This is a genomic window from Leuconostoc rapi (assembly GCF_016908715.1).
GTDB lineage: Bacteria > Bacillota > Bacilli > Lactobacillales > Lactobacillaceae > Leuconostoc > Leuconostoc rapi.
The window spans coordinates 27,152-50,884 of the sequence record NZ_JAFBEK010000011.1; the positions used below are offsets into that span (position 1 = coordinate 27,152).

20 protein-coding genes and 1 tRNA gene are annotated in these 23,733 nt (G+C 39.7%); all 21 read left to right on the forward strand.

Annotated elements, in window-relative coordinates; genetic code table 11:
• Positions 1-8 precede the first annotated feature (8 nt).
• On the forward strand, positions 9-551 hold the full coding sequence (gene atpH, locus JOD28_RS08750) for an ATP synthase F1 subunit delta (RefSeq protein WP_204770433.1): 543 nt from the start codon (positions 9-11) through the stop codon (positions 549-551).
• A 12-nt stretch (positions 552-563) separates the two neighbouring features.
• Positions 564-2,078, forward strand: coding sequence for a F0F1 ATP synthase subunit alpha (gene atpA, locus JOD28_RS08755; RefSeq protein ID WP_204770434.1), 1,515 nt, complete (start codon positions 564-566; stop codon positions 2,076-2,078).
• 15 nt (positions 2,079-2,093) lie between these two features.
• Positions 2,094-3,002, forward strand: coding sequence for a F0F1 ATP synthase subunit gamma (locus JOD28_RS08760; RefSeq protein ID WP_204770435.1), 909 nt, complete (start codon positions 2,094-2,096; stop codon positions 3,000-3,002).
• A 243-nt stretch (positions 3,003-3,245) separates the two neighbouring features.
• Positions 3,246-4,646 carry a F0F1 ATP synthase subunit beta gene (gene atpD, locus JOD28_RS08765; RefSeq protein WP_204770436.1) on the forward strand — a complete coding sequence of 467 codons (1,401 nt, stop codon included), beginning with the start codon at positions 3,246-3,248 and terminating at the stop codon, positions 4,644-4,646.
• Between the two features lie 14 nt (positions 4,647-4,660).
• Positions 4,661-5,110, forward strand: a complete 450-nt coding sequence (locus JOD28_RS08770; RefSeq protein ID WP_204770437.1) for a F0F1 ATP synthase subunit epsilon — start codon at positions 4,661-4,663, stop codon at positions 5,108-5,110.
• Between the two features lie 323 nt (positions 5,111-5,433).
• Positions 5,434-6,480, forward strand: a complete 1,047-nt coding sequence (locus JOD28_RS08775) for a phosphate/phosphite/phosphonate ABC transporter substrate-binding protein (protein ID WP_204770438.1) — start codon at positions 5,434-5,436, stop codon at positions 6,478-6,480.
• Positions 6,481-6,633: 153 nt separating this feature from the next.
• A complete protein-coding gene (gene phnC / locus JOD28_RS08780) occupies positions 6,634-7,380 on the forward strand; it encodes a phosphonate ABC transporter ATP-binding protein (protein ID WP_204770439.1) in 747 nt (248 codons plus the stop codon).
• Positions 7,380-8,201, forward strand: coding sequence for a phosphonate ABC transporter, permease protein PhnE (gene phnE / locus JOD28_RS08785; protein ID WP_204770440.1), 822 nt, complete (start codon positions 7,380-7,382; stop codon positions 8,199-8,201). The genes phnC and phnE (JOD28_RS08785) overlap by 1 nt, the downstream gene beginning before the upstream one ends.
• 10 nt (positions 8,202-8,211) lie before the next feature.
• Complete coding sequence (phnE, locus tag JOD28_RS08790; protein ID WP_204770441.1) at positions 8,212-9,021, forward strand: phosphonate ABC transporter, permease protein PhnE; 810 nt, start codon at positions 8,212-8,214, stop codon at positions 9,019-9,021.
• Positions 9,022-9,065: 44 nt separating this feature from the next.
• Positions 9,066-10,568 (forward strand): bifunctional metallophosphatase/5'-nucleotidase, encoded by a 1,503-nt coding sequence (locus tag JOD28_RS08795; protein ID WP_204770442.1) that lies wholly within the window; start codon positions 9,066-9,068, stop codon positions 10,566-10,568.
• A gap of 158 nt (positions 10,569-10,726) precedes the next feature.
• Complete coding sequence (locus JOD28_RS08800) at positions 10,727-11,344, forward strand: LysM peptidoglycan-binding domain-containing protein (protein WP_204770443.1); 618 nt, start codon at positions 10,727-10,729, stop codon at positions 11,342-11,344.
• Positions 11,345-11,444: 100 nt separating this feature from the next.
• Positions 11,445-12,680 carry an NADH-dependent flavin oxidoreductase gene (locus JOD28_RS08805; protein WP_204770444.1) on the forward strand — a complete coding sequence of 412 codons (1,236 nt, stop codon included), beginning with the start codon at positions 11,445-11,447 and terminating at the stop codon, positions 12,678-12,680.
• Between the two features lie 120 nt (positions 12,681-12,800).
• Positions 12,801-12,872: transfer RNA gene (locus JOD28_RS08810), tRNA-Glu, on the forward strand.
• A gap of 127 nt (positions 12,873-12,999) precedes the next feature.
• Positions 13,000-15,363 (forward strand): RNA polymerase recycling motor HelD, encoded by a 2,364-nt coding sequence (gene helD, locus JOD28_RS08815; protein ID WP_204770445.1) that lies wholly within the window; start codon positions 13,000-13,002, stop codon positions 15,361-15,363.
• On the forward strand, positions 15,363-16,037 hold the full coding sequence (locus tag JOD28_RS08820) for a nucleoside/nucleotide kinase family protein (RefSeq protein ID WP_204770446.1): 675 nt from the start codon (positions 15,363-15,365) through the stop codon (positions 16,035-16,037). The genes helD and JOD28_RS08820 overlap by 1 nt, the downstream gene beginning before the upstream one ends.
• Positions 16,038-16,161: 124 nt before the next feature.
• Positions 16,162-17,670 (forward strand): MDR family MFS transporter, encoded by a 1,509-nt coding sequence (locus JOD28_RS08825; protein ID WP_204770447.1) that lies wholly within the window; start codon positions 16,162-16,164, stop codon positions 17,668-17,670.
• Positions 17,667-18,344: a DUF4811 domain-containing protein gene (locus JOD28_RS08830; RefSeq protein ID WP_204770448.1), complete on the forward strand. Its 678-nt coding sequence runs from the start codon at positions 17,667-17,669 to the stop codon at positions 18,342-18,344. Before JOD28_RS08825 ends, JOD28_RS08830 begins: the two co-directional genes overlap by 4 nt.
• Positions 18,345-18,461: 117 nt before the next feature.
• Positions 18,462-19,907, forward strand: coding sequence for a glycosyltransferase (locus JOD28_RS08835; protein ID WP_204770454.1), 1,446 nt, complete (start codon positions 18,462-18,464; stop codon positions 19,905-19,907).
• Entirely contained in the window at positions 19,880-20,740 is an 861-nt protein-coding gene (locus JOD28_RS08840) for a glycosyltransferase (RefSeq protein ID WP_204770449.1), read from the forward strand. Before JOD28_RS08835 ends, JOD28_RS08840 begins: the two co-directional genes overlap by 28 nt.
• A gap of 80 nt (positions 20,741-20,820) precedes the next feature.
• Positions 20,821-22,038, forward strand: a complete 1,218-nt coding sequence (locus JOD28_RS08845) for a phosphoglycerate kinase (RefSeq protein ID WP_204770450.1) — start codon at positions 20,821-20,823, stop codon at positions 22,036-22,038.
• Positions 22,039-22,201: 163 nt separating this feature from the next.
• Positions 22,202-23,611, forward strand: a complete 1,410-nt coding sequence (cysS, locus tag JOD28_RS08850) for a cysteine--tRNA ligase (protein ID WP_204770451.1) — start codon at positions 22,202-22,204, stop codon at positions 23,609-23,611.
• The last annotated feature ends 122 nt before the right edge of the window (positions 23,612-23,733 follow it).

Genomic DNA, 23,733 nt, shown 5'->3' on the forward strand with positions numbered 1-23,733 from the left:
GTATTGGGATGGCAAAAAATCTTAAAGATATAGCTAACCAATACGCCAAAGCAATTTTTGAATTGTCTACGCAACAAAATAACGTAGATGCCACACGGTCAGATTTGAATGCATTAAAAGATGTTTTCAATGATAATCCAAATTTTGTTGTTATCGTAACCTCAAATGATATTGATAGCGCATCGCGCGACAGCTTGTTAACAACGCTGACAACGGGTGCTGCTGAGCCAATTCAAAATTTGGTGAAACTATTAGCGTATAATAACCGATTGGCTATTTTACCCCAAGTTGTTGATTCATTTGATGATTATTATAACGAAGCTAATGGCATTGTGGATGTTTCGGCAATTACAGCAGTTGCCCTAGATGACACGCGATTAGCTAAATTAGCGTCAGTGTTTGCATCAAAAACAGGTGCTAAACATGTTAATTTAAAAAATATTGTGGATCAAAGTATACTTGGTGGTGTGATTTTACAATCACAATCCACGTTAATTGATGGTAGCTTAAAAACAAAAATTGCCAAAATGAAGGCACAATTATTAGGTTAGTGAGGAAGAATAATGGCTATTCAAGCTGAAGAAATTTCTGCTTTAATTAAGCAACAGCTCGAAAAGTTCGACACAACGCTAACTGTAGAAGAAGTGGGTACTGTTACCTATATTGGTGATGGTGTGGCACGTGCAACTGGCTTAGCAAATGCTATGGCTGGTGAATTGCTTGAATTTGCTAATGGCACATTCGGCATGGCCCAAAACCTCGACTCAAGCGAAGTTGGAATCATCATTCTTGGTGGTTTTGATGATATTCGTGAAGGTGATACAGTTAAGCGCACTGGGCGCATCATGGAAGTGCCCGTTGGCGAACAATTAATTGGACGCGTTGTAAACGCCTTGGGTCAACCAATCGATGGATTAGGTGAAATCAAGACTGATAAAACACGCCCTGTCGAAGTTAAAGCACCCGGTGTTATGCAACGTAAGTCGGTTTTCGAACCGTTGCAAACAGGTATTAAAGCAATCGATGCCCTCGTACCAATTGGACGTGGACAACGTGAATTAATTATTGGAGACCGTAAGACAGGTAAAACGTCTTTGGCCATCGATACAATTTTGAATCAAAAAGATCAAAACATGATTGTTATTTATGTGGCGATTGGTCAAAAAGATTCAACTGTGCGTACACAAGTTGAAACATTACGTCAATTAGGGGCAATGGATTATACAATCGTTGTCAATGCTGGACCTTCAGAACCAGCACCAATGTTGTATCTAGCACCTTATGTTGGTGCAGCCATGGGTGAAGAATTCATGTACAACGGTAAGCATGTGTTGATTGTGTATGATGATTTATCAAAGCAAGCCACGGCATATCGTGAGCTGTCTTTGATCCTTCGTCGTCCGCCAGGACGTGAAGCTTATCCTGGTGATGTGTTCTACTTACATTCACGTTTGTTAGAGCGTGCAGCTAAATTATCTGATGAACTTGGTGGTGGTTCAATGACTGCCCTCCCATTTATCGAAACACAAGCTGGTGATGTGTCAGCGTATATCCCAACGAACGTTATTTCCATTACTGATGGCCAAGTGTTCTTGGATGCTGATCAATTCTATGCGGGTGTTCGACCAGCCATTGATGCTGGAACATCTGTTTCACGTGTTGGTGGTGATGCACAGATCAAGGCAATGAAAAAAGTTGCCGGTACATTACGTTTGGACTTGGCATCATTCCGTGAATTAGAAAGTTTCGCACAATTTGGATCAGATTTGGATGCTGCAACACAAGCTAAATTGGCTCGTGGTCGTCGCACAGTCGAAATTTTGAAACAACCATTACACAAGCCAATGGCTGTGCAACAACAAGTTGTTGTTTTGTATGCCTTAACTCATGGTTATATTGATGACGTTGATATTGCTGATATCCAACGTTTCCAAGATGAGTTAATCGCATATGTTGATGCAAATGCCGCTGACTTGTTTAAGACAATTGTCGAAACAAAAAATTTGCCTGAAGAAGCTGCACTGAATTCAGCAATCGAAGCCTTTAAGGCTGGTTTTGCTAATTCAACAGCGGAATAATAGGAGGACGCTGCGATGGCTTCTTTGCAAGATATTCAGCGTCGTATTTCATCTACTAAAAAGACGCGTCAAATTACGAGTGCCATGCAAATGGTCTCTACGGCTAAACTAAGTCAAATTCAACGTTATAGTACTGGTTATCAAGAATATGCTGCGCGTTTGGAAGCAGTTGTGGAACATTTAGTTTCTGCGCATCTTTTTGATAATGCAGATGCCAAGCATATTCCTCTGATTGCACAACGTCCAATTAACAAAACGGGTATTTTAGTTGTGACGTCAGATCGTGGATTGGTTGGGTCTTATAATGCTAATGTTATCAAACAAACTAATGAATTGATGGCACGTTTAAATTTGAATACCACGAACACAACAATTCTTGCGGTGGGTGGTAATGGTGCCGATTTCTATAAGAAACGTGGTTTTGAAGTTATTCTAGAACACCGTGGTGTTTCAGATGTACCGTCCTTTAACGAGATTCGCTCAGTGATTAAAACAGTGACAAGTTTGTATGAAAATGCAGTGTTTGATGCACTTCATGTTGTCTACAACCACTTTATTAACCGTCTGACTAGTGAATATCGTGATGTTCAATTATTGCCATTAACTGGTGACACATTGAATGCTATGGGTGGAACAGAGGAACAAAAGGCAGAATTGAATATTCAAAGTGCGTATGAAATTGAACCCGATACAACGGCTGTTTTGAACGTTGTATTGCCGCAATTTGCACAAAGCTTAGTGTATGAAGCAGTTCTTGATGCTAAAACGGCCGAACATGCAGCCTCATCAACAGCGATGAAGGGTGCAACAGATAATGCCAAGGATCTTATTGGACGCTTGGAGTTACAGTTTAACCGTGCGCGTCAAGCAGCTATTACGACTGAAATTACAGAAATTACCGGTGGTATGGCTGCGTTGGAGTAAACGAAAGTGGTAAACACGACAAGATCTGACAGATAGCAATTAAGTTTTGTTTACCGCGTTTATGACAAACAACTAACCACAATTAAAAATAAAACTGCATGTGCAGAAACGCGTTGGCAACCGATTGGTGCCTGGGTGTAAGAACAGATTGCTTGTGATGGCTTTGTCATCGCTCATGATCTTCTATACATCACGACGCCAAACGTTTGGTTGCTCACGCTCTAAACTGAAAGGAAGACGACAATGAGTACTGGAAAAGTCGTACAAGTGATTGGTCCGGTTGTCGATGTTGCATTTGAAGCAGGGCAGCAAGTGCCTGATATCAATAATGCGCTTAAAATCGATAAAGGCGAAGGCCAAACATTGACAGTTGAAGTTTCATTGGCATTAGGGGACGGCGTAGTGCGTACCATTGCTATGGACTCGACTGATGGACTTCAACGTGGCATGTCAGTCACTGATACTGGCGATGCAATTACTGTGCCGGTTGGAGAATCTACTTTGGGTCGTGTTTTCAACGTGTTAGGAGAACCAGTGGATAACAACGGCGCAATTGCCGATGATACACCACGTAATTCTATACACCGCGAAGCCCCTAAATATGACGAACTAGCCAGTTCTACGGAAATCTTGGAAACAGGTATTAAGGTGATTGATTTGCTCGCACCTTACGTCCGTGGTGGAAAGATTGGTTTGTTCGGTGGTGCTGGTGTTGGTAAAACAGTTCTAATTCAAGAGCTTATTCACAACATTGCGCAAGGACATAATGGTATTTCTGTCTTCACTGGTGTCGGAGAACGTACCCGTGAAGGTAATGACATGTACCATGAAATGGCAGAATCTGGCGTTTTGAAGCAAACAGCCATGGTTTATGGTCAGATGAATGAACCCCCTGGTGCACGTATGCGTGTGGCTTTGACTGGTTTGACAATGGCTGAAAACTTCCGTGATAATGAAGGAAAGGATGTGTTATTGTTTATTGATAATATCTTCCGTTTCACTCAGGCTGGTTCTGAAGTTTCAGCTTTGCTGGGTCGTATTCCATCAGCTGTTGGTTATCAACCAACATTGGCAACGGAAATGGGTCAATTGCAAGAACGTATTACGTCGACTAAAAAAGGATCAGTAACATCAATTCAAGCCGTTTATGTGCCTGCTGATGATTATACTGATCCAGCCCCTGCGACAACGTTCGCTCACTTGGATGCAACAACAAACTTGGAGCGTTCATTGACACAACAAGGAATTTATCCAGCAGTTGATCCTTTGGCCTCAACTTCATCAGCTTTGGATCCACAAATTGTGGGTCAAGAGCATTATGAAATTGCTACTGAAGTGCAACGAACATTGCAACGTTATCGTGAGTTACAAGACATTATCTCGATCTTGGGAATGGATGAGTTATCGGATGAAGAAAAAACGACTGTTAATCGTGCGCGTCGTATTCAATTCTTCCTATCACAACCATTCTCAGTTGCTGAAACATTTACCGGAATCAATGGTGAATATGTACCAGTTGCTGAAACAGTACGTTCGTTCAAGGATATTTTGGATGGTAAATATGATGATTTGCCAGAAGATGCATTCCGTAATGTTGGGGCTATTGAACAAGTTGTTGAAAAAGCCAAGACAATGGCCCAATAAGGGGGTATTGAAAAATGGCAGATGAAACAGCTACTGTAGCGTCAACAGGAATCACAGTGCAAATTGTGACACCTGTTGGGGAAGTTTATAATGAGTCAAACATTGAGTTGGCTGTTGTAAATACACAAGGTGGACAAATTGGTATTATGCGTAAGCATGTACCATTGTTAGCTGCATTAACAATTAATGAATTGCTTGTAAAAAGCAACGGTCAAATGGATACGCTAGCCGTCAATGGTGGTATTGCTGAGTTTTCTAATGATTTGCTCACAATAGTCGCTGACAGTGCAGAAACATCTGATAATATCGATGTGACACGTGCTGAGGGCGCCAAAGAACGTGCTGAAGCACGTATTGCTCATGCACAAAGTGATCATAATGATGCTGAATTGAAGCGTGCTCGTGTTGCTTTGATGCGAGCAGTTAATCGTATCCATGTTGCTGCAATTAGACAAGGTAAATAATCCGTTAAACGAAAGCCGAATGATTTCATTCGGCTTTTTTGTGCGCTATTTAAGCTCAGACGGCAAATTGTAAAAGACAAACGTTCGGAAACATATCTTTATTATCGCTTAACGTTCGTCATGTGCCGGGCGTTTCATTTTTAAATGAGACAATCCTAACATTGAAAATCGTTTACAACGGCATTTTTCTGTTATATTAGTATTCGAGGCAAATATACAAATCCTTTACATAATAAAACTAGATACTGGATATTAGTTTTGTATAGTAGAAGAGTAATATTTGTTATGGAAAATTGCCAGTAGGCGTACGGGAGAGAAACATCATGAGTAAGAATGCGAAAACACTCGCAGCAATTGTTATTGTTGTTGTCGTTGCTATTGTAGCGTACTTTGGATTCACGCATGCAGGTGCAAAAGAAACATCAGACAAAACAATTAAAGATTTAAAAATCTATTTTGTACCGTCTAAGCAACCTGATAAAATTGTGACCATGACTGAACCGATGAAGGGTCTGCTAACAAAAGAGTTGAAAAAAGAAGGCTATGATGTCAAGAAAGTTGATATCAAAGTCGGTACAAGTTATGAAGCAGCTGGTGAGGCCCTAACTTCTGGTACAGCTGATGTTGGCTTTATTCCAGGTGGCACGTATGTGATGTATCAAGATGGTGCTAAAGTTTTGTTGACAGCAACACGTGCTGGGTTGAACAAAAATTTCTCAAATCCAGAGAAGTGGAATGACGGGAAGCCAACGGAACAAACAAAATCACAATCATCAAAGTATCGCTCATTATTTATCGCTGGTCCCTCAAAAAAGGGTCAAGAATTAGCTAAAAAAGTTAACGCTGGCGAAAAATTAACTTGGGAAGATATTAACTCTGCTAAGTGGGGCTTGTCATCAACGACATCTTCAGCTGGTTATATCTATCCAGCATTGTGGTTGAACAAGAATTATAAGAAAACAGTTTCAGATCTGAAAAGCACAGTGACTGTGGATTCATATGGTTCAGGTATGGCACGTTTGGCTTCTGGTCAAATTGACGTACTGCCTGCCTATGGTGATGCACGACGTGATTTTACAAGTGCATGGACAACAGATTATAAGCAGCCAAAATCAATTTGGCAAGAAACAAATGTTATCGGCGTCTCACAAGAAATTTATAATGATACAATTTCCGTTTCAAAGAAGTCAAAGACAATGACCCCAGAATTGGAAAAAGCATTGTCAAAGGCATTTATTAACTTAGCAAAAACAGATGCAGGTAAGAAAGTGATTGCGGTTTACTCGCATGAAGGGTACGAACCAGCCAAATCATCAAACTATGATGGCGAACGTGCTGCACAAAAATTGTTAAAAAGTGTACAAAAATAAAATTTGATTACGCAAGTGCTTAGTTTAGCGTTCGTTTATAGCTGGCTAATAACCACACGTAACTCAAAACGTCAGAAAAGCAGCGCAATTAGCGCCGCTTTTCTGACGTTTGGGCCTGTACGGCTCAAATACATAAAATTTAGGACGGCAATCATGATTAAATTTGAACATGTTTCAAAAACATATCCCAACGGCGTAAAGGGACTACAAGACATTAACTTAGAAATACAAGATGGTGAATTCATTGGTATTATAGGAATGTCTGGGGCAGGGAAATCAACCTTTATTCGTACGATTAATCGTTTGAATGATATCACTGAAGGACAATTGGTGGTTGATGGCATAGAAATTTCTAGCCTAAAGGGTAAAGCACTACGCCGCTATCGTCGTAAAGTCGGTATGATTTTTCAATCATACAATCTGGTTCCTCGAATATCAGTCATTAAAAACGTGATGAGCTCATTAGTGCCAGATATGTCATTTGGTCGTGTACTATTCGGTGCGTTTTCAAAGGAAGACAAAATTAAAGCACTTGAATCATTGGACCGTGTATCGATGTTGGATAAAGCATTTATTCGTACAGATCAATTGTCTGGTGGACAACAGCAACGTGTGTCATTAGCGCGAACATTGGCTCAAAATCCAAAGGTTTTACTAGCAGATGAACCAGTCGCAGCGTTAGACCCAGTCACAGCGCATGAAGTAATGGATGACTTCAAACGTATTAACGAAGAGCTTGGGCAAACTGTTTTAATTAATATTCATCATGTCGATTTGGCGTTGGAGTATTCTAAACGCATTATTGGTATTCGCTCTGGCAAAATAGTTTATGATGGTCCAGTTGCGGGTATTACACAAGATGTGTTAGATTTAATTTATAGTAAAGACGAGGCCGAATAATGAGCTGGTACGATAAATTATTTGAAGCTGAAAGTTTTACGCTTGAAAATGGGAAACAAGTCTCACAAAAATTTACACGTGTACCATTGATTATTTTCTTGCTTTTGGTAGGTATTGTGGTATCTGTTTGGGTAACTGGATTTAGTGTAGTGACCTTGTTTACAAACTTTGTTGGTTTTTGGAAAATATTAGCCAGTATGTTTCCACCAAAGTTGCCTTATTTCATGCAGGTTTGGCGTCCGTTATTGATGACTATCCAAATGTCCTTCTTTGGTTCTTTTTTCGGCGCACTAGTCGCTCTACCGTTTGCCATTTTGGCAGCTAGTAACATTACAAATAATCGTCTAATCAACCTGGTTGTTCGATTTATTTTAACCGTTGTACGTACGATACCAACATTAGTGTCGGCGCTGATTGCCACTTATATTTTTGGTTTAGGGACTTTTGCCGGTACAGTGGCCATTTTTCTATTTAGCTTCTCTTTTGTTGGTAAACAATTATTTGAATATATGGAAACAGTTGATATGGGTGCATTTGAGGCATTAACTGCGACAGGAGCAAATACATCACGTGCTTTTGTGACAACCATTTTGCCACAAGTCTTGCCGACTTATCTCTCAACAGCCTTGTTTGCTTTTGAAGGAAATGTCCGTTACGCTGCTATCTTAGGTTACGTTGGTGCTGGTGGTATCGGAATGATTTTGAATGAAAAAATTGGTTGGCGCGAGTTCCAAAGCGTTGGCATGATTTTGCTATCCATCTTCATTGCCGTGGTTATCATTGAGACAGTGAGCCAACAATTACGTAAGTATTTGAGTTAAGGAGAACAACATGAGTCAGAAATTAGAAGCTGTTCTCAGTAAAGAACCACGTCGCGGGCTGCAATATGGTGTAACGATTATTATCCTACTAATCCTATTGGCTTCGTCAGCGCCTGTGCTAAGTGGCGCGCATATTACCTCTAAAGGTTTTGAAATTGGTTGGAATATTCTATCTGGTATTTTTACGCCTGATACAAGTCTGTTATTTGGTTTAGGTGACAGTGGTGTTGCCTACTTAATATTACAAACTATTGCAATCGCATTTTTAGGTACGTTGGTTGGCGCAATTATTGCGGTACCGTTATCGTTTATTTCAGCAACCAATATTGTTCCAAAGCCAGTCGTCATTGTGACACGTGTGATTATTATGGCGATTCGTACTGTACCATCACTAGTTTATGGGTTAATGTTTATCCGGGTCACCGGACCTGGACCATTTGCTGGTGTTATGACGTTGGCGATTGTTTCGATTGGTATGATTTCAAAACTGTTTATTGAAACAATTGAGGATTTAGATTCAGGTATTCTAGAATCATTAGATGCTTTTGGATCAACTCTTTTTCAAAAAATTCGTTATGGCATTTTACCCCAATTAGGATCAGATTTTATTTCGATTTTAGTTTATAGATTTGATATGAACCTGCGTGAAGCAACAATTTTAGGTCTTGTTGGTGCTGGCGGTATTGGGGCACCGATGATTTTTGCCTTAAACGCCTATCACTGGCATCAAGTGGGTGCCATCTTAATTGGTTTGTTTATTCTTGTTTTTGTGGTTGAAATTTTATCTGACAAATTACGTCAAAAGATTTTGCATGGTTAATATAAAAGGGGGCGACGACTGTCGTCCTTTTTTGGGAGAAAAATATGAAGCAGTTTAAAATTTATTACACATCCGATGTACATGGTTATTTATTTCCGACAGATTATATAAAAGATGGTCAACAACCCTTAGGTTTGATCAATGTGGTAGCAAACTACCGTAAAGATCATAATACAATTATTATTGATGGTGGTGATATGTATCAAGGGTCCCCATTACTACAATATTTAGAAAAACATCATGATATTGATGCAGTAACTGTTGCTATGAATATGGCAGGTTATGATTATGTAACATTAGGTAATCATGATTTTAATTTTGGGTACCATCAATTGCAACAACATTTGAATGATTTAGATGCAACAGTGATTGCCGAAAATGTGACAGATCTTGATGGCCAAACGCTTTATCCCGCACAAATAAAAACATTAGAAAATGGGACAAGCGTGGGATTGATTGGTTTAGTGACAGACTATATTAACATTTGGGAAAAACCAGCACATTTAGAAGGCATTAAAATTGAATCACCATTGGTTAAGGCAGCAGCAGCGATTGCAAAATTACGTGAAACAGTGGATGTTGTGATTGGTGTATATCATGGTGGCTATGAACGCGATTTAACGACAGGTCAAGTTATCAGTGACAGTACAGAAAATATTGCTTGGCAATTAACTGACGTTCTTGATTTAGACATTTTATTGACTGGTCATCAGCACGGAAATGTACAGCCGCAAGTTATTAATGATGTGTTAACATTACAAATGCCTAACCAAGCAAAATTATTTGCTGAAATCACAGGTGACGAAATTGATGGTAAATGGCAATTTAATGCGGTAACAAAATCAGCCGGTTTAGTCAGTCAAGAGTCGATAAAGCGGCGATTACAGCCATTGCAAAAACGCGTTGAGGCATGGTTGGATCAACCAATTACTGAATTAAGTCATGCAGTCAAAGCTGAGTCACCATTATACTTAGCTCAGCATGGGAATGCGATTTTACAGTGGATTGCCAATGTGCAATTACTGTCTTCAGGAGCAGACATCACGCTTGTGAGTTTAAACAATAATCCTTCTAATTTACCTAAAAACCTGACATTACGTCGTATTTTACAAAATTACCCCTTCGACAATACACTTGTCACCAAGCGTGTGACTGGTCATGATTTGCGTGTGAGTTTAGAACATACGGCACAATATTTTACATTAATTGATGATCAACTAGCGATTAATCCGAAATGGTTAGTCCCCAAAGTAGAACATTATAACTACGATCTTGCTTTTGGTATTGATTACGCCTTTGATATTTCTCAATCAATCGGTCAGCGGGTGTCAAAATTACAATATCGAGGGGTTGAAGTACAAGATAAGGATGTTTTCACGATTGCTATGAATAACTATCGCGCTGTTGGTGGTGGTAATTATACAGAATATCGTTCATCTGAAACAATAACTACGGGTGATCAATCGATTCAAGAGATGCTAATAGCGTTTTTTAAAACGCATGCACAGTTACCAGAATCCCCAAAATTACAATTACACGTTAAATAATAAACAAATTTGATCTCAGTGTTTATTAAATAACAGAGCGTAATAGAACTGACATCATCTCGATGTTTGGTTATTATATTTAAGGCATAAACTTATCTACATAACATAAGAGCACTTATGAACTTAAGAATTTAATCAATCTAAGAGGTAGAAAATACATGTTTAGTTTTAAAAAGTCATTAACAATTGCTGCGGGTGTTGCAGGTGCATTTGCATTTGGCGCTTCAAATGCTAGCGCTGATACAACAAGCGCACAAAACACACCAACAGATTATGTTGTCAAGTCTGGCGACACATTGAACAAGATTTCTAAAGAATTTAATTTGTCTGTTGATACAATTGCAACGAACAACAACATCAACAACGTTGATTTGATCGTTGTTGGGCAACACTTAAGCTTTGTTGAAAAGACAACAGCTGCTGCAGCGTCACAACAAGCAACAGCACCAGTTCAACAAGCTGTTGCTGATGCACCAGCCGTACAAGCACAACCTGCTGCTCCAGCAGCGCAACCAGCCGCAACGCCAGCAGCACCACAAGTATCATCATCTGCAGCGTTAGATGCATTGATTTCACGTGAATCAAGTGGCAACGTGAACGCGACAAATGGTCAATACTATGGTATTGGTCAATTATCAGCACAAGCGCGTGCCGTTTATGGTGGAAACTCAACTGATTACAATGATCAATTGAACGCCATGAAGTCTTATATCAGCGCACGTTATGGCTCTGCTGAAAATGCATGGGCACATTCACAAGCTACTGGTTGGTATTAATCATTAATTAGTTTCCTAAAACCGTTTATGCGGTTTTTTTTGTTATCATTTGTAATGTTGCTTATTGGCTTAAAGTATTTATTTTTTGTATAATGAATCTATGCAAATTAATTATGACTTTTTAGAAAAGTATACCTTTAAAAATAAAGCAATGACACTCCGTAATCATGTGATTATGGCACCGACAACATTGCGTTCATCACTAGAAGATGGGACTGTCACGGATAATGAGTTGCATTATTATCAGCTTCGTGCGCAAGGGCCAGCGATGATCATCACAGAGGCCGCCTACATCAATGAAATTGGACGTGGTTGGGAAGGCGGTATTTCTGTTGCTGACGATGATAAAATACCTGGGTTACGCCGATTAGCAAGTGCGATTCAGTCTGGTGGTGCGAAAGCTATTTTGCAAATCTTTGCTGCTGGGCGCCAAACAACAAATGCTATTTTACGTGGCGAAACACCGGTGTCTGCATCTAATCAGCCCTATACAAATGGTGATTTTGATGTACCAAGAGCTTTAACACATGATGAAATCGTGCAAACGATTGAAGATTTTGCTAATGCGACAAAAAGAGCAATTTTGGCTGGATTTGATGGTGTCGAACTACACGGCGCCAATCTCTATTTGATGCAACAATTTTTTTCAGCAGATAGTAATCGGCGTGATGATATTTGGGGTGGTACAACCGAAAAACGACAACGGTTTGGTTTAACTGTAACTGCCAAGGTGGCACAGACAATTGAAAAATTTGCCGACAGACCATTTTTATTGGGTTATCGTCAATCACCAGAAGAACCGATGGTGCCAGGTATCACACTAGCAGAGTCGTTGGAATTTGCACAGCGAGTGACATCTTTACCGATAGATTACTTACATTTATCATTGAAAGATAGCTTTCAAGTGCCGTTTAAGAACACGCAGGATACTAAGCGGGTCATAGATTATTATCGAGAAACGTTGCCTGAAGGGTATCCACTAATGGTTGCTGGTTTGCTTAAAAAACCTGAACAAGTAGAAGAGTTAATGGATGCTGGAGTCACTTTTGCGGCGTTAGGACGCGAACTTATTGTTGAACCCAATTGGGTTCAAAAAGTAGCCAATAACGATGAACGTGCCATCCGTTATGCCATATCACCATCTGATTTTGATCTTTTAGGTGTGCCCAAACCGTTGGCAGAGTGGCTATTAACACGATTTAGAAATGGCTTCCCGGTGACAACGGATGTGTTATTTGATCCAAAGCAACCATGGCGCTATTATAAAAATGCTGTGGTAACAGTAACCAAACCGATTGATCCCACCAAACTAATGACCTTGAAAAATCGACCATAAAGTGACGGCGACGTGCGTTTGATACAAAAACAAAAATCAATTTAAAAAAGTCTTGACGGCGATATTATTTCTTGATATACTAATATAGTTGTCTGATAGATATCGGACATCACTGACCATGGCTCGTTGGTCAAGTGGCTAAGACGCTGCCCTTTCACGGCGGAATCGAGAGTTCGATTCTCTCACGAGCTATATCAAGTCGCAACTTCGGTTGCGGCTTTTTATGTGCCTTTTATTTGAAACTCATGCAATTTTTTTGTGTTTTATATTTATAAAGCGTATAATTAAAGCACTGAATTTGAAGAGAGTGAGACGCATTTTGGACAATCAAATTAAAATTGACGAAACGCAGTACCTTGATAAAACACTACAGGCGATGGAACAGTCGCTTGCGGCAACCGCCGCGGAAATTAAACAAACGAACAAGAGTATTGACTCTGTTGCACAGAATTGGAGTGATGTTCGACTAAAAACGGATACCTATTCGGGGATTGTTGAAACAGCAGCTTCAATTCGCCAGCAACAACAAATGCTATCTGAGCGTGAAAACTCTAAAACACGTGCAGAACGTCGTGTGGCAACATTAACGAAACAAATTGAAAAGCCTTATTTCGCCAGAATTGATTTTAGTGAAACGGCTAGTCAAAATGGTGAAGTGGAAACCATTTATATTGGTCTGGGATCATTTAGTAATGAGAAGAATCAGTTTTTAGTGTATGACTGGCGTGCGCCTGTCGCTTCAATTTATTATGATGGTGGCATTGGGAAAGTATCCTATTTAACACCAGATGGCACGCAACAGGCAGATGTTAGGCTGAAAAGGCAATTTCAAATTGAAGATGGCGTCATTGTGACGCTGTTTGACACAGAAGAAGCTATTGGCGATGCCATGTTGATGAATGCTTTATCAGGCGAATCATCAACTAAAATGAAATCAATTGTTACAACAATTCAAAAAGAACAAAATAAAATTATTCGTAATACAGCTGCTGACTTATTGTTTGTTCAAGGCGCGGCAGGTTCAGGTAAAACAGCAGCAGTGCTACAACGCGTTGCTTATTTATTGTATCGTTATCGTGGCAAGCTTACTTCTGGACAAGTGGTCTTATTTAGCCCAAATCAACTATTTAATGATTATATTGATAATGTGTTGCCGGAACTTGGTGAACAAAATATGGTGCAAATGACATTTTATCAATATGCTTCGCGTCGTTTGCCAAAAATGGCTGTTGAAACGCTACAAGAAAGATTTGAGCATGATCAGACTGCTGAAAACATTAATCGTGCAAAAGGCAGTTTGGCTATGTTTCACGCAGTCACTGCTTATGCAGAACATTTGAATCAAACGGACATGAAAATTCGGAATCTCATGTTCCGCGGGGCGCCTTTAATTTCTAAAGCGCGTATTTCAGAAATTTATTATCAATATAATGAAAATTATAAATTAGGGCAACGATTAGAGGCAACACGTGATACATTGATGCGGATTTTGAGCGCTCATATCGGTCAGGAATTGCGTAAAGACTGGGTAGAACTAGCCATTGAAAATCTTTCAAAGCAAGAATATGATGAACTGGTTGGCGCTGGGCAAGTACGTGTTGGTGATAATGAAGAAACTGATGCAGCAGCACGTACGCGACAGGTTCAACTCGGAGAGGGACCAAAGGAACGTGAATTTGCGAGTGAAAAAGCTGAACGGCATTTCCTTGCAAAACAAATTGTGACCCAATCCTTAAAGCCGCTAGCACGTCAAATTCGTCGTGCAAATTTCTTAAATATCAATGCACAATTTATTGATTTTTTGCGGCATGCCCACCATTATTTTGATCTAAAAGCGTTTAATATGACAGAAGCGAGTTGGTTAGCGCATGTTGAAACAATTGTTGCTGCATTGAAGCAAAAACAATTATCATTGACAGATACCACATTGTATTTATATCTCTATGATCTGATGACCGGTAAAAAAGGTGAACGTGATATTCGTTTTCTTTTTATTGACGAAATCCAAGATTACACGCCTTTCCAGCTTGCATTTTTGAAATTTAGTTTTCCTAGAGCAAAGTTTACTGTTTTGGGAGATCTCAACCAAGCTATTTTTACAAAAGATAATGCAACGCATTTACAGGATGACTTTTCATCGTTGTTTGATCCTGAACGCATCGAGCAGGTCAAATTAACACAAACTTATCGTTCAACACAGCAAATAACAGATTTCACAAAATATATTTTACGTGATGGACAGGATATTGATGCGTTTAACCGTGACGGGGACAAGCCGATGGTATATACATTGCCAAGTGAATCGGATATGCTGGTTAAGTTACAGCAACAATTAACGCAACATACGTTAAATCATGATACAACAGCGATTATTACAAAAACACGTGATGATGCACAACAGTTGGCTGCGCAACTCGATAGTCAGTCAGTCACCTTAATTCAGTCAGAAAACCAACGTCTGGCAAAGGGGGCGATCATTGTGCCGTCTTATTTGGCTAAGGGATTAGAATTTGATGCCGTCATTATTTGGCACGCTGATAATACACGTTACGGGGATGATTCGGAACGGCGCTTGCTGTATACAGTAGCTAGTCGTGCTATGCATACATTGACGTTATTAGCTGAACAGCATACGACGCAATTACTTGACAATGTGCCAGAACATTTATATGAGGTAAACTAATGGATGGTCTTGTTCAAGCGATTAAGCAACGGTATAACGATACATTTATGTCGGTTGCCATTGCTGGGTCAGTGTCAGTTGGAAAAAGTACTTTTGCTCAGAAACTTGCTAAATTACTTGATGTGCGTGTCAGTGTAATTAGTACAGATGATTTTTTGATGCCTAATGCTGTGTTAATGGCAAAGGGCATTTTTAACCAAAAAGGGTTTCCGCAAACATATAACATGGCGGCTTTAGCACAGCTCATCAAGCAGTTTGAGGCGGGTGAACTGTTAGCTGAAATCCCTTGTTATGCGCAAGAAATTGCTGATATTCATCCGGACAAAAAACAACGCATTAACAGACCAGACATACTTATTATTGAAGGTGTCGTAGCACTACAGCTTGAACAGACAGATTTTAAAATTTATCTCGATGCTGATTTAATAGACATTAAATCATGGTATTTGGCGCGAACATTAGAAATGACCGCACGGTCGAAGAATGATCCGACTTCTTGGCGTTATCAATATGCACAGATGCCTATTGGGCAGTTTTCTCAATTGGTAATGAAGGTCTGGGATGAGACGAACCAGGTCAATCTTGAGCGTTACATTCGACCTAGTTGTGCTCACGCTGACGCTGTTGTCAAATTAGACAAAAAACATGATATTGAGACTATCATCATAAAATAACTATAATAGATTGTCAACAAAGTTGACAATCTATTTACTTAGGCGTAAGATATTTTAAGAAGTTAAATCAATTGTTTTCTGAAAACGATTGGTAAATTAGTGAATATAACAGAGGAAAATAATCATGAGTGACGAATTACGTGATACACACGGTAAATCAGTCAATCGTCTGGCGATGATGTTAGTAATGTTAATTGGTGTGTTTTCAGTCATGCTGATGCAAACAGCATTAGGTACCGCTTTGCCAGCGTTGATGAAAGCATTTGATGTGAATGCTGCAACAGTGCAATGGTTAACAACCATTTTCTTGATGGCCAATGGTATTATGGTGCCGGTTTCTGCTTTTTTGACAACACGTATTCCCACAAAAACGTTGTATCTGTCAGCATTAGGATTATTTACTATAGGAACGTTTGTTGCGTTCATGACGCCAACGACCATGTTTTGGCTATTAATGGTAGCACGGGTTTTGCAGGCGATGGCTGTTGGCATACTCATGCCCTTGATGCAGGTTGTTTCACTGTCATTGTTTGACGCCCAATCACGTGGAAAAGCTATGGGAATGGGTGGTCTAGTCATTGGTATGGCACCGGCTATTGGACCGACATTGTCAGGGTGGATTTTAGAAAAAGATCATACGTTATTAGGCTTAACGTTGCAAAATTCATGGCGCTCGATCTTTGGCGTTGTTTTGCCGGTTGTCATTGTTGTTATGATTGCTTCGCTGTTCTTGTTCCACGACATTTTACCAATACAAAAGGTGACGTTAGATATACGGTCTCTTATTGAGTCTACTTTTGGTTTTGGTTTAGTATTATATGGTTTTGCCATGGTAGCTTCAGATGGTTGGGGGAGTTTGAATGTTATTGTTCCCTTGATTGTTGGCATTATCATTGTTATTGAATTCATGTGGCATCAGTCTCGAATGGAGAAGCCATTCTTAGATATGTCAGTATTTAAGTCAAGACAGTTTACGATTACAACTATTTTAGTGTCATTGGTCATGATGGCCATGATAGGTGTAGAGATGGTTTTACCTATTTATATGCAAAATATTCGGGGCCTATCACCACTTAATTCAGGCTTGACCCTCCTTCCTGGTGCGCTCATGATGGGTATTATTTCGCCAATTGCTGGTGCATTTTATGATAAACATGGCGCTAAGCGCCTAGCTATTACTGGATTTACAATTCTAATTATTGGTACGGTACCATTGTTTTATATGACAGCTGAAACACCAACGTTGTATATCACAGCACTTTATACTTTGCGCATGTTTGGTATTGCCATGACAATGATGCCTTTGACAGCTTCTGCCATGGGGGCCTTGTCTCCAAAAACAGCTGCACAAGGCACAGCAGCTAACAATACGATGAGGCAAATTGCTGCATCTTTAGGAACAGCGGTTTTGGCTTCAGTTATGCAATCCGTTACTAAAAGTAACATGCCAAAGAAAGGCTTGAATGGGCAAGATCCATTGGCTTATGGTCGCAAGGCTCTAGATGCAACGCTTGGTGGTTTTCATGCATCATTCTTGTTGGCTGCATCATTTGCTGTTGTTGCTTTACTGATTACTTTTCTGCTTCATAGCGGTAAGGTTAACACCCCAAATCAAGGAGGTGACGTAAGATGATTATTTTAATTATGGCGGCGTTTGCAATTTTAGCATTTTTTGCGAATATGACAATCAAATCATCTGGTGTTCGATATACCGTCACGCTGTTGATGTTTGCTGGGCTGATTTTGAGTGTTACTGCGCTAGTTGGCAATATGCATGATCATTATGGCATGGAGAAAGTCACGACTACTAGTAAAAAAGTGATTCATTCGGCGGGTGCTGGCGATCAAGGCTTTGGTGTGTTACTTTACCAAAATGTTGGGACTGATGGTAAAGAAAATGTCTATATTTACAGAAAATCTGCAACTGATAAAAAAACAACAGTATCAAAACCGGATTTAAAAACTTCTTCAAGTCGAACGGACATTTCAGGAAATAAAGCTTATCAGGTGACTCAGACAACGCGTTTTGTTTATAAATCGAATGGTTTTAAGTTTTTGTTTGGTATTGCCGGTAATGATCACGAATTGAAGCATCGCCATGTCACTTATCAAGTACCAGCGACATGGATTGCAATGACAACCGCACAAGCGGAAGCATTACCAGGTAAGTTGGCGCCAAAATCGGCTGCTGATAAAGCCGCCGCTGAGCAACAGAAAAAGCAATTATCAGCGTTAACTCAGGTTAATCCTGATAAGGCAGCAACGTTACAAGTTGAACAAATCAAAAAAATATTACAAGGCAATTAAACCCTTGAAATATGATAAAAAGCGACAATTTCTGTTTCGGAGATTGTCGCTTTTATGCTATGATAGGGAAAATATGTGTTCATAAAAGTTATAAACTGACGGACAGGGGGTAACATGATGTATTTTTTTGTCAATAAAGGCATGGGTCATGGTAATAGTGGTGTTGAGCATGCCCAATTTTATCGTGCAGCTCAGTTTCGTGATAAAAATCTACCCTTTAAAATGATTTTTACAGACCATTTACCACGATTACATCAACATATGAAGGAATGGCATATTGCTGAGCATGAGGTCATTGGCGTGTATGATTATTTATTGAGTGATGACCCAGATAAATATTTACGTGATGGTAACACGACCATGCATAACTTTGATGAAGAAGTGCTTTGGGATAATACCAATACGCAACGGATTATTAAACGGCAGACGACCGGCAATTATATAGAAACCATTCAACGGCGAAAACGCTATGATAAAGAAAAACAAGTATATCAAGTTGAAGATGATCGTGTGATTTTGGAAAACAAAGAACATCAAGTGTCTTGGCATTACAGAAACGAGCCATCACGTGGTGATCAAATGACCAATATTCGTGTGGATAACTTCCGTGAAAAGGATTATTTGTTCACAACTTTTGAAGAATTATTAGACTTCTTTTTTTCAGACATTCAGCATCGCTTTGAAAATAACGTTTATTTGATTGACCGTGGAACTGAAAACGAAGAGGCGATTATTCGTATCAAGCAACAGGATTACACATTGAAAATAGTCGATGTTGTTCATGCCGACCATTTTGTAACTTGGTATCAGGGACACCCACTTTGGAATAATTATTACCAATATATGTTTGATCATTTGGCTGACGTAGATTTAATTGTTGTTGCCACAAAATTACAACGGCAGGCCATGTTGTCACAATTAAAAGATATTGGCGTTAATAATTTATCACGGAAAATCGTTGCTATTCCGGTTGGCGGTGTCGCTGACGTTTCGGAACCCCAAAAATGGTTAGGCGGCGCTATGAAGTTTGTGACAGCATCACGTCTGCATTCCGAAAAACACATTACTCATATTATTCAAGCCATTAGTCAATTGCGTCAGGCGGGGTTGGATGCAACCTTAGCTATATATGGCGCTGGCATTGAAGAAAGCGCCTTGATCACGCTGATTAATACGTTAAATTTGTCTCCGTTTGTGATGTTAAAAGGATTAAGTCAAAATATGAGACTAGATATGCAAGCTTATGATGTTTTTGTATCAGCTTCTTATTCAGAAGGCTTTGGGTTAACTTATATTGATGCAATCAGTAATGCACTGCCGATTGCAACCTATGCTAATTTATATGGTGCACAAGAGCTTGTTTATGATGGGGTTAACGGTTATTTGGCGCAATTTAGCCGTAATCCTGCTGATGAACAGATTAATATTAGTCAACTCGCTGCCGCGATGCGGCATACGTTTGAAACCTATAATCAGTTATCAATAGGGGCACATGATGTTGCCATGCAATTTCAAAATGACAGTATTGCTAACCAATGGCAAAAGGTAATGGTGAATTTATGACAACAATTGAAATCATTAATTCCTTAGCATATACTAATTTTCCAGGTATTGCTTGGCAAATCGAACAGGTCAGGTCTGGTAAAAGTGATGCATTGTGGCTAGCCACACCGCATGAGGATGCAACGGATCTAGTCCGTAAATTAGGGTTAGATCCGACGTATGTTTACGATATGTATGCCCAACGTTATCTTGAAGACATCGACAATGAAAACGGCCTTTGGTGGACGGATTTACCAGTACCTGATGGCGCGCAATTTATGATTAATCGGGATGGAACCAAGGACATTATTAGTCGTGGGCAGGTCAGAGCACACGTCCGTTGGTTCAATGATTCTAAAAGGCTCGTCCAGGCAGTTGTCTGGCAAGATCCAGATGGCAAGATTGATTACAAAGATATCTATCGACGAGATGGAAAGTTATTTGCGAAGCAATATTTTAGTGAAGGGGATTTATTAGAGTCAGATTTTTACTTTGGACAAGGGACCGTTCAAGTGAGCGATTTTTACTTTGAAAACCACCGTAATTTTGTGTATGCATATGATCAAAAATATCAACAAGCGGAGGCATATATTGCTAGTATTGGGAATAAATGGCCACAATACACTTTTAATACGACACAGTTAGGACGTGAAATTGCCTTTTCGCCACAAAATACAGTTTTAACATTAGTTGATGGCGTTTTGGATGGACAAGGTCGAGTGCGACATGATGTAATCGCTATTTTGAATGATGTAAGACATAAAATTCAACAAGTGCGCATCTCACAGCATGACTTTGATATTTTGAAATCACAGGGTATTGCGACACATAAAGTGCGCATCGTCAAATTTTGATTAGCTTTTCACATATCACAACACAACAACGACATTTTGTTTTATAATGGAGTTGTAACAATAAAATTTTGGAGGCTATCATGGCTAAATTGACTGTTTCAGATTTGGAACTTTCAGGTAAGAAAGTATTGATGCGCGTTGACTTTAACGTGCCTATCAAATCAGGCGTTATCGGAAACGATAACCGTATTGTGGCAGCATTGCCAACAATTAAATATGTTCTTGAAAACAACGGGCGTGCAATCTTGTTCTCGCACTTAGGCCGTATCAAGTCTGAGGATGACAAGAAAGAATTGTCATTGGCACCAGTTGCAGCACGTTTAGGAGAATTACTTGGTCAAGATGTTAAGTTTGTACCACAGACACGTGGCGCAGAACTTGAATCTGCTATTGCTGCTTTGCAAGATGGTGAAGTATTAATGGTTGAAAACACACGTTTTGAAGACGTTGTTGATGGTCAAGAAGTTAAGAACGAATCGAAGAATAACCCAGAGTTGGGTAAGTACTGGGCATCATTGGGTGATGATTTGTTCATTAATGATGCGTTTGGGACAGCACATCGTGCACATGCATCAAACGTTGGTATTTCAGCTAATGTTTCGCAAGCAGCAGCCGGCTTTTTGATGGAAAAAGAAATCAAGTTCTTGGGTGACGCGGTAGCTAATCCAGTCCGTCCTTTCGTTGCCATCATTGGTGGGGCTAAGGTTTCTGATAAAATTGAGATTGTTAAGTCATTGTTAAACAAGGCTGACAAGGTTATCGTTGGTGGTGGTATGGCGTACACGTTTGATGCTGCTAAGGGTGATAAAATTGGTAATTCTTTGTTTGAAGCCGATAAGGTTGAGTTGGCTAAAGAATTAATGGCTGAAGCTGGTGATAAGTTGGTTTTGCCGGTTGATTCAATTGCGGCCGATGCATTTTCAAACGATGCTAAGACGGAAATTGTGGATGCTAAAGCTGGTATTCCTGATGGTTATATGGGCCTTGATATTGGCCCTAAGTCAATCAAGTTGTTGCAAGACACTTTGGCTGATGCTAAGACGGTTGTTTGGAACGGCCCTATGGGTGTGTTTGAAATGTCTAACTTTGCCAAGGGTACTTTAGCTATTGGTGAAGAATTAGTTAAAGTAACTGAAAATGGTGGCACAACAATCGTTGGTGGTGGTGATTCAACTGCTGCCGTACAACAATTGGGTGTTGCTGACAAACTCACACACATTTCAACTGGTGGTGGTGCTTCACTTGAGTACCTTGAAGGTAAGGAATTACCTGGCATTGCTGCTATTTCTGAAAAGTAATATGCTTAAACAGTCTCGAAAGAGGCTGTTTTTTTGTTGTCATGACCTGAAAATGTATTTTTAACAATAAATATGAGCATATATTCATATAACTGGTAAAACAGACAGTATGTCCTGTATAATGAATGCTAAGCAACAAAATGAGTCGCTAAAGGAGAGCACTATGATTCATGTTTATAATACATTGACACGCGAAAAAGAACTATTTAAACCGATTACACCGGGTAAAATCAACATGTATGTCTGTGGACCAACAGTTTATAATTATATTCATATTGGAAATGCACGATCATCAATTGCGTTTGATGTTGTCCGTCGTTACTTTGAGTACCGTGGGTATGATGTTAATTATGTCTCAAATTTTACGGATGTTGACGATAAAATTATCAAACGTGCTCGTGAACAGGGTGTTGATGAGATGACAATAGCGAACCGATATGCTGATGCGTTCCACCAAGATACATTGCCGCTGAATATTAAACCAGCAACAGTACGTTCTCGTGCAACGGATGTTATTCCTGATATTATTGTGTTTGTTGGGGATTTAATTAAAAAAGGCTATGCATACGAATCTGAAGGCGATGTATACTTTCGTGCCAAACGTTTTAAGGGTTATGGTATTTTAGCACATCAAGATTTAGCTGAAATGGAGGCTAACGCTGCTGGCCGTTTGGATGATATTGAACTAACGCGTAAAGAAGATCCGATTGATTTTGCTGTATGGAAATCAAGTCATGCAGAAGATGAAATTTCGTGGCAGTCGCCATGGGGTAAAGGCCGTCCTGGGTGGCACATTGAGTGCTCTGTCATGGCACAAAAATATTTGGCTGATACGATTGATATTCACGGTGGCGGTATTGATTTGGCATTTCCGCATCATACCAATGAAATTGCACAATCAGAGGCCCGAACAGGTCAAACTTTTGTTAATTATTGGATGCATAATGGGTTTGTTAACGTCAACGATGAAAAAATGTCTAAATCATTGGGTAACTTTACGACTGTACATGATATGTTAGCAAACTATGATGATCCCATGGCAATTCGCTATCTTTTAGCCACGACACAATATCGTCGACCAATTAATTATTCAAATGATACATTGGAGCAGGCCCGCGTGGCACTAGATCGTATTCGAACAGCATACCGCAACTTATCGTTTCGTTTAGAGACAGCTGTTGTTGGTCAAGATCAAGCAATTGAGAACATGATTGAAAATCAAATCAGTAATTTTGAGTCTGCAATGGATGATGATTTCAATACCCCTAACGCTTTAGCGTCAGTTTTCGAACTCGTAACAACTGCAAATACGTTGGCTGAAAGTCGACAAGTATCACTTGAGACGGTTCAGCATTTGCTAGACACAATAGCGAAATTAATGTCTGTGTTTGGAATCGAAGATTTGTCTGTGCAATCTGATTTAACAAAAGAACAATCTGAATTATTAAAGTCACGTACGTTAGCACGTGACACACATGATTTTGAGGCATCGGATCGTTTACGACAAGCGCTACGTCAATTAGGGATTGTTGTTGAGGATACACCACAAGGTCAACGTTGGCACAAGGCTTAAAAGGACTCGCGTAGCGAGTCCTTTTTTAAACCTTAAGGAAAGGTAAAGGAAAAACCAGGAAAGCGAATAAGAGAAAAGGGGGAAGAAAAAAAGGGGGATAAAAAGCGAACGAAAGGAAAAGA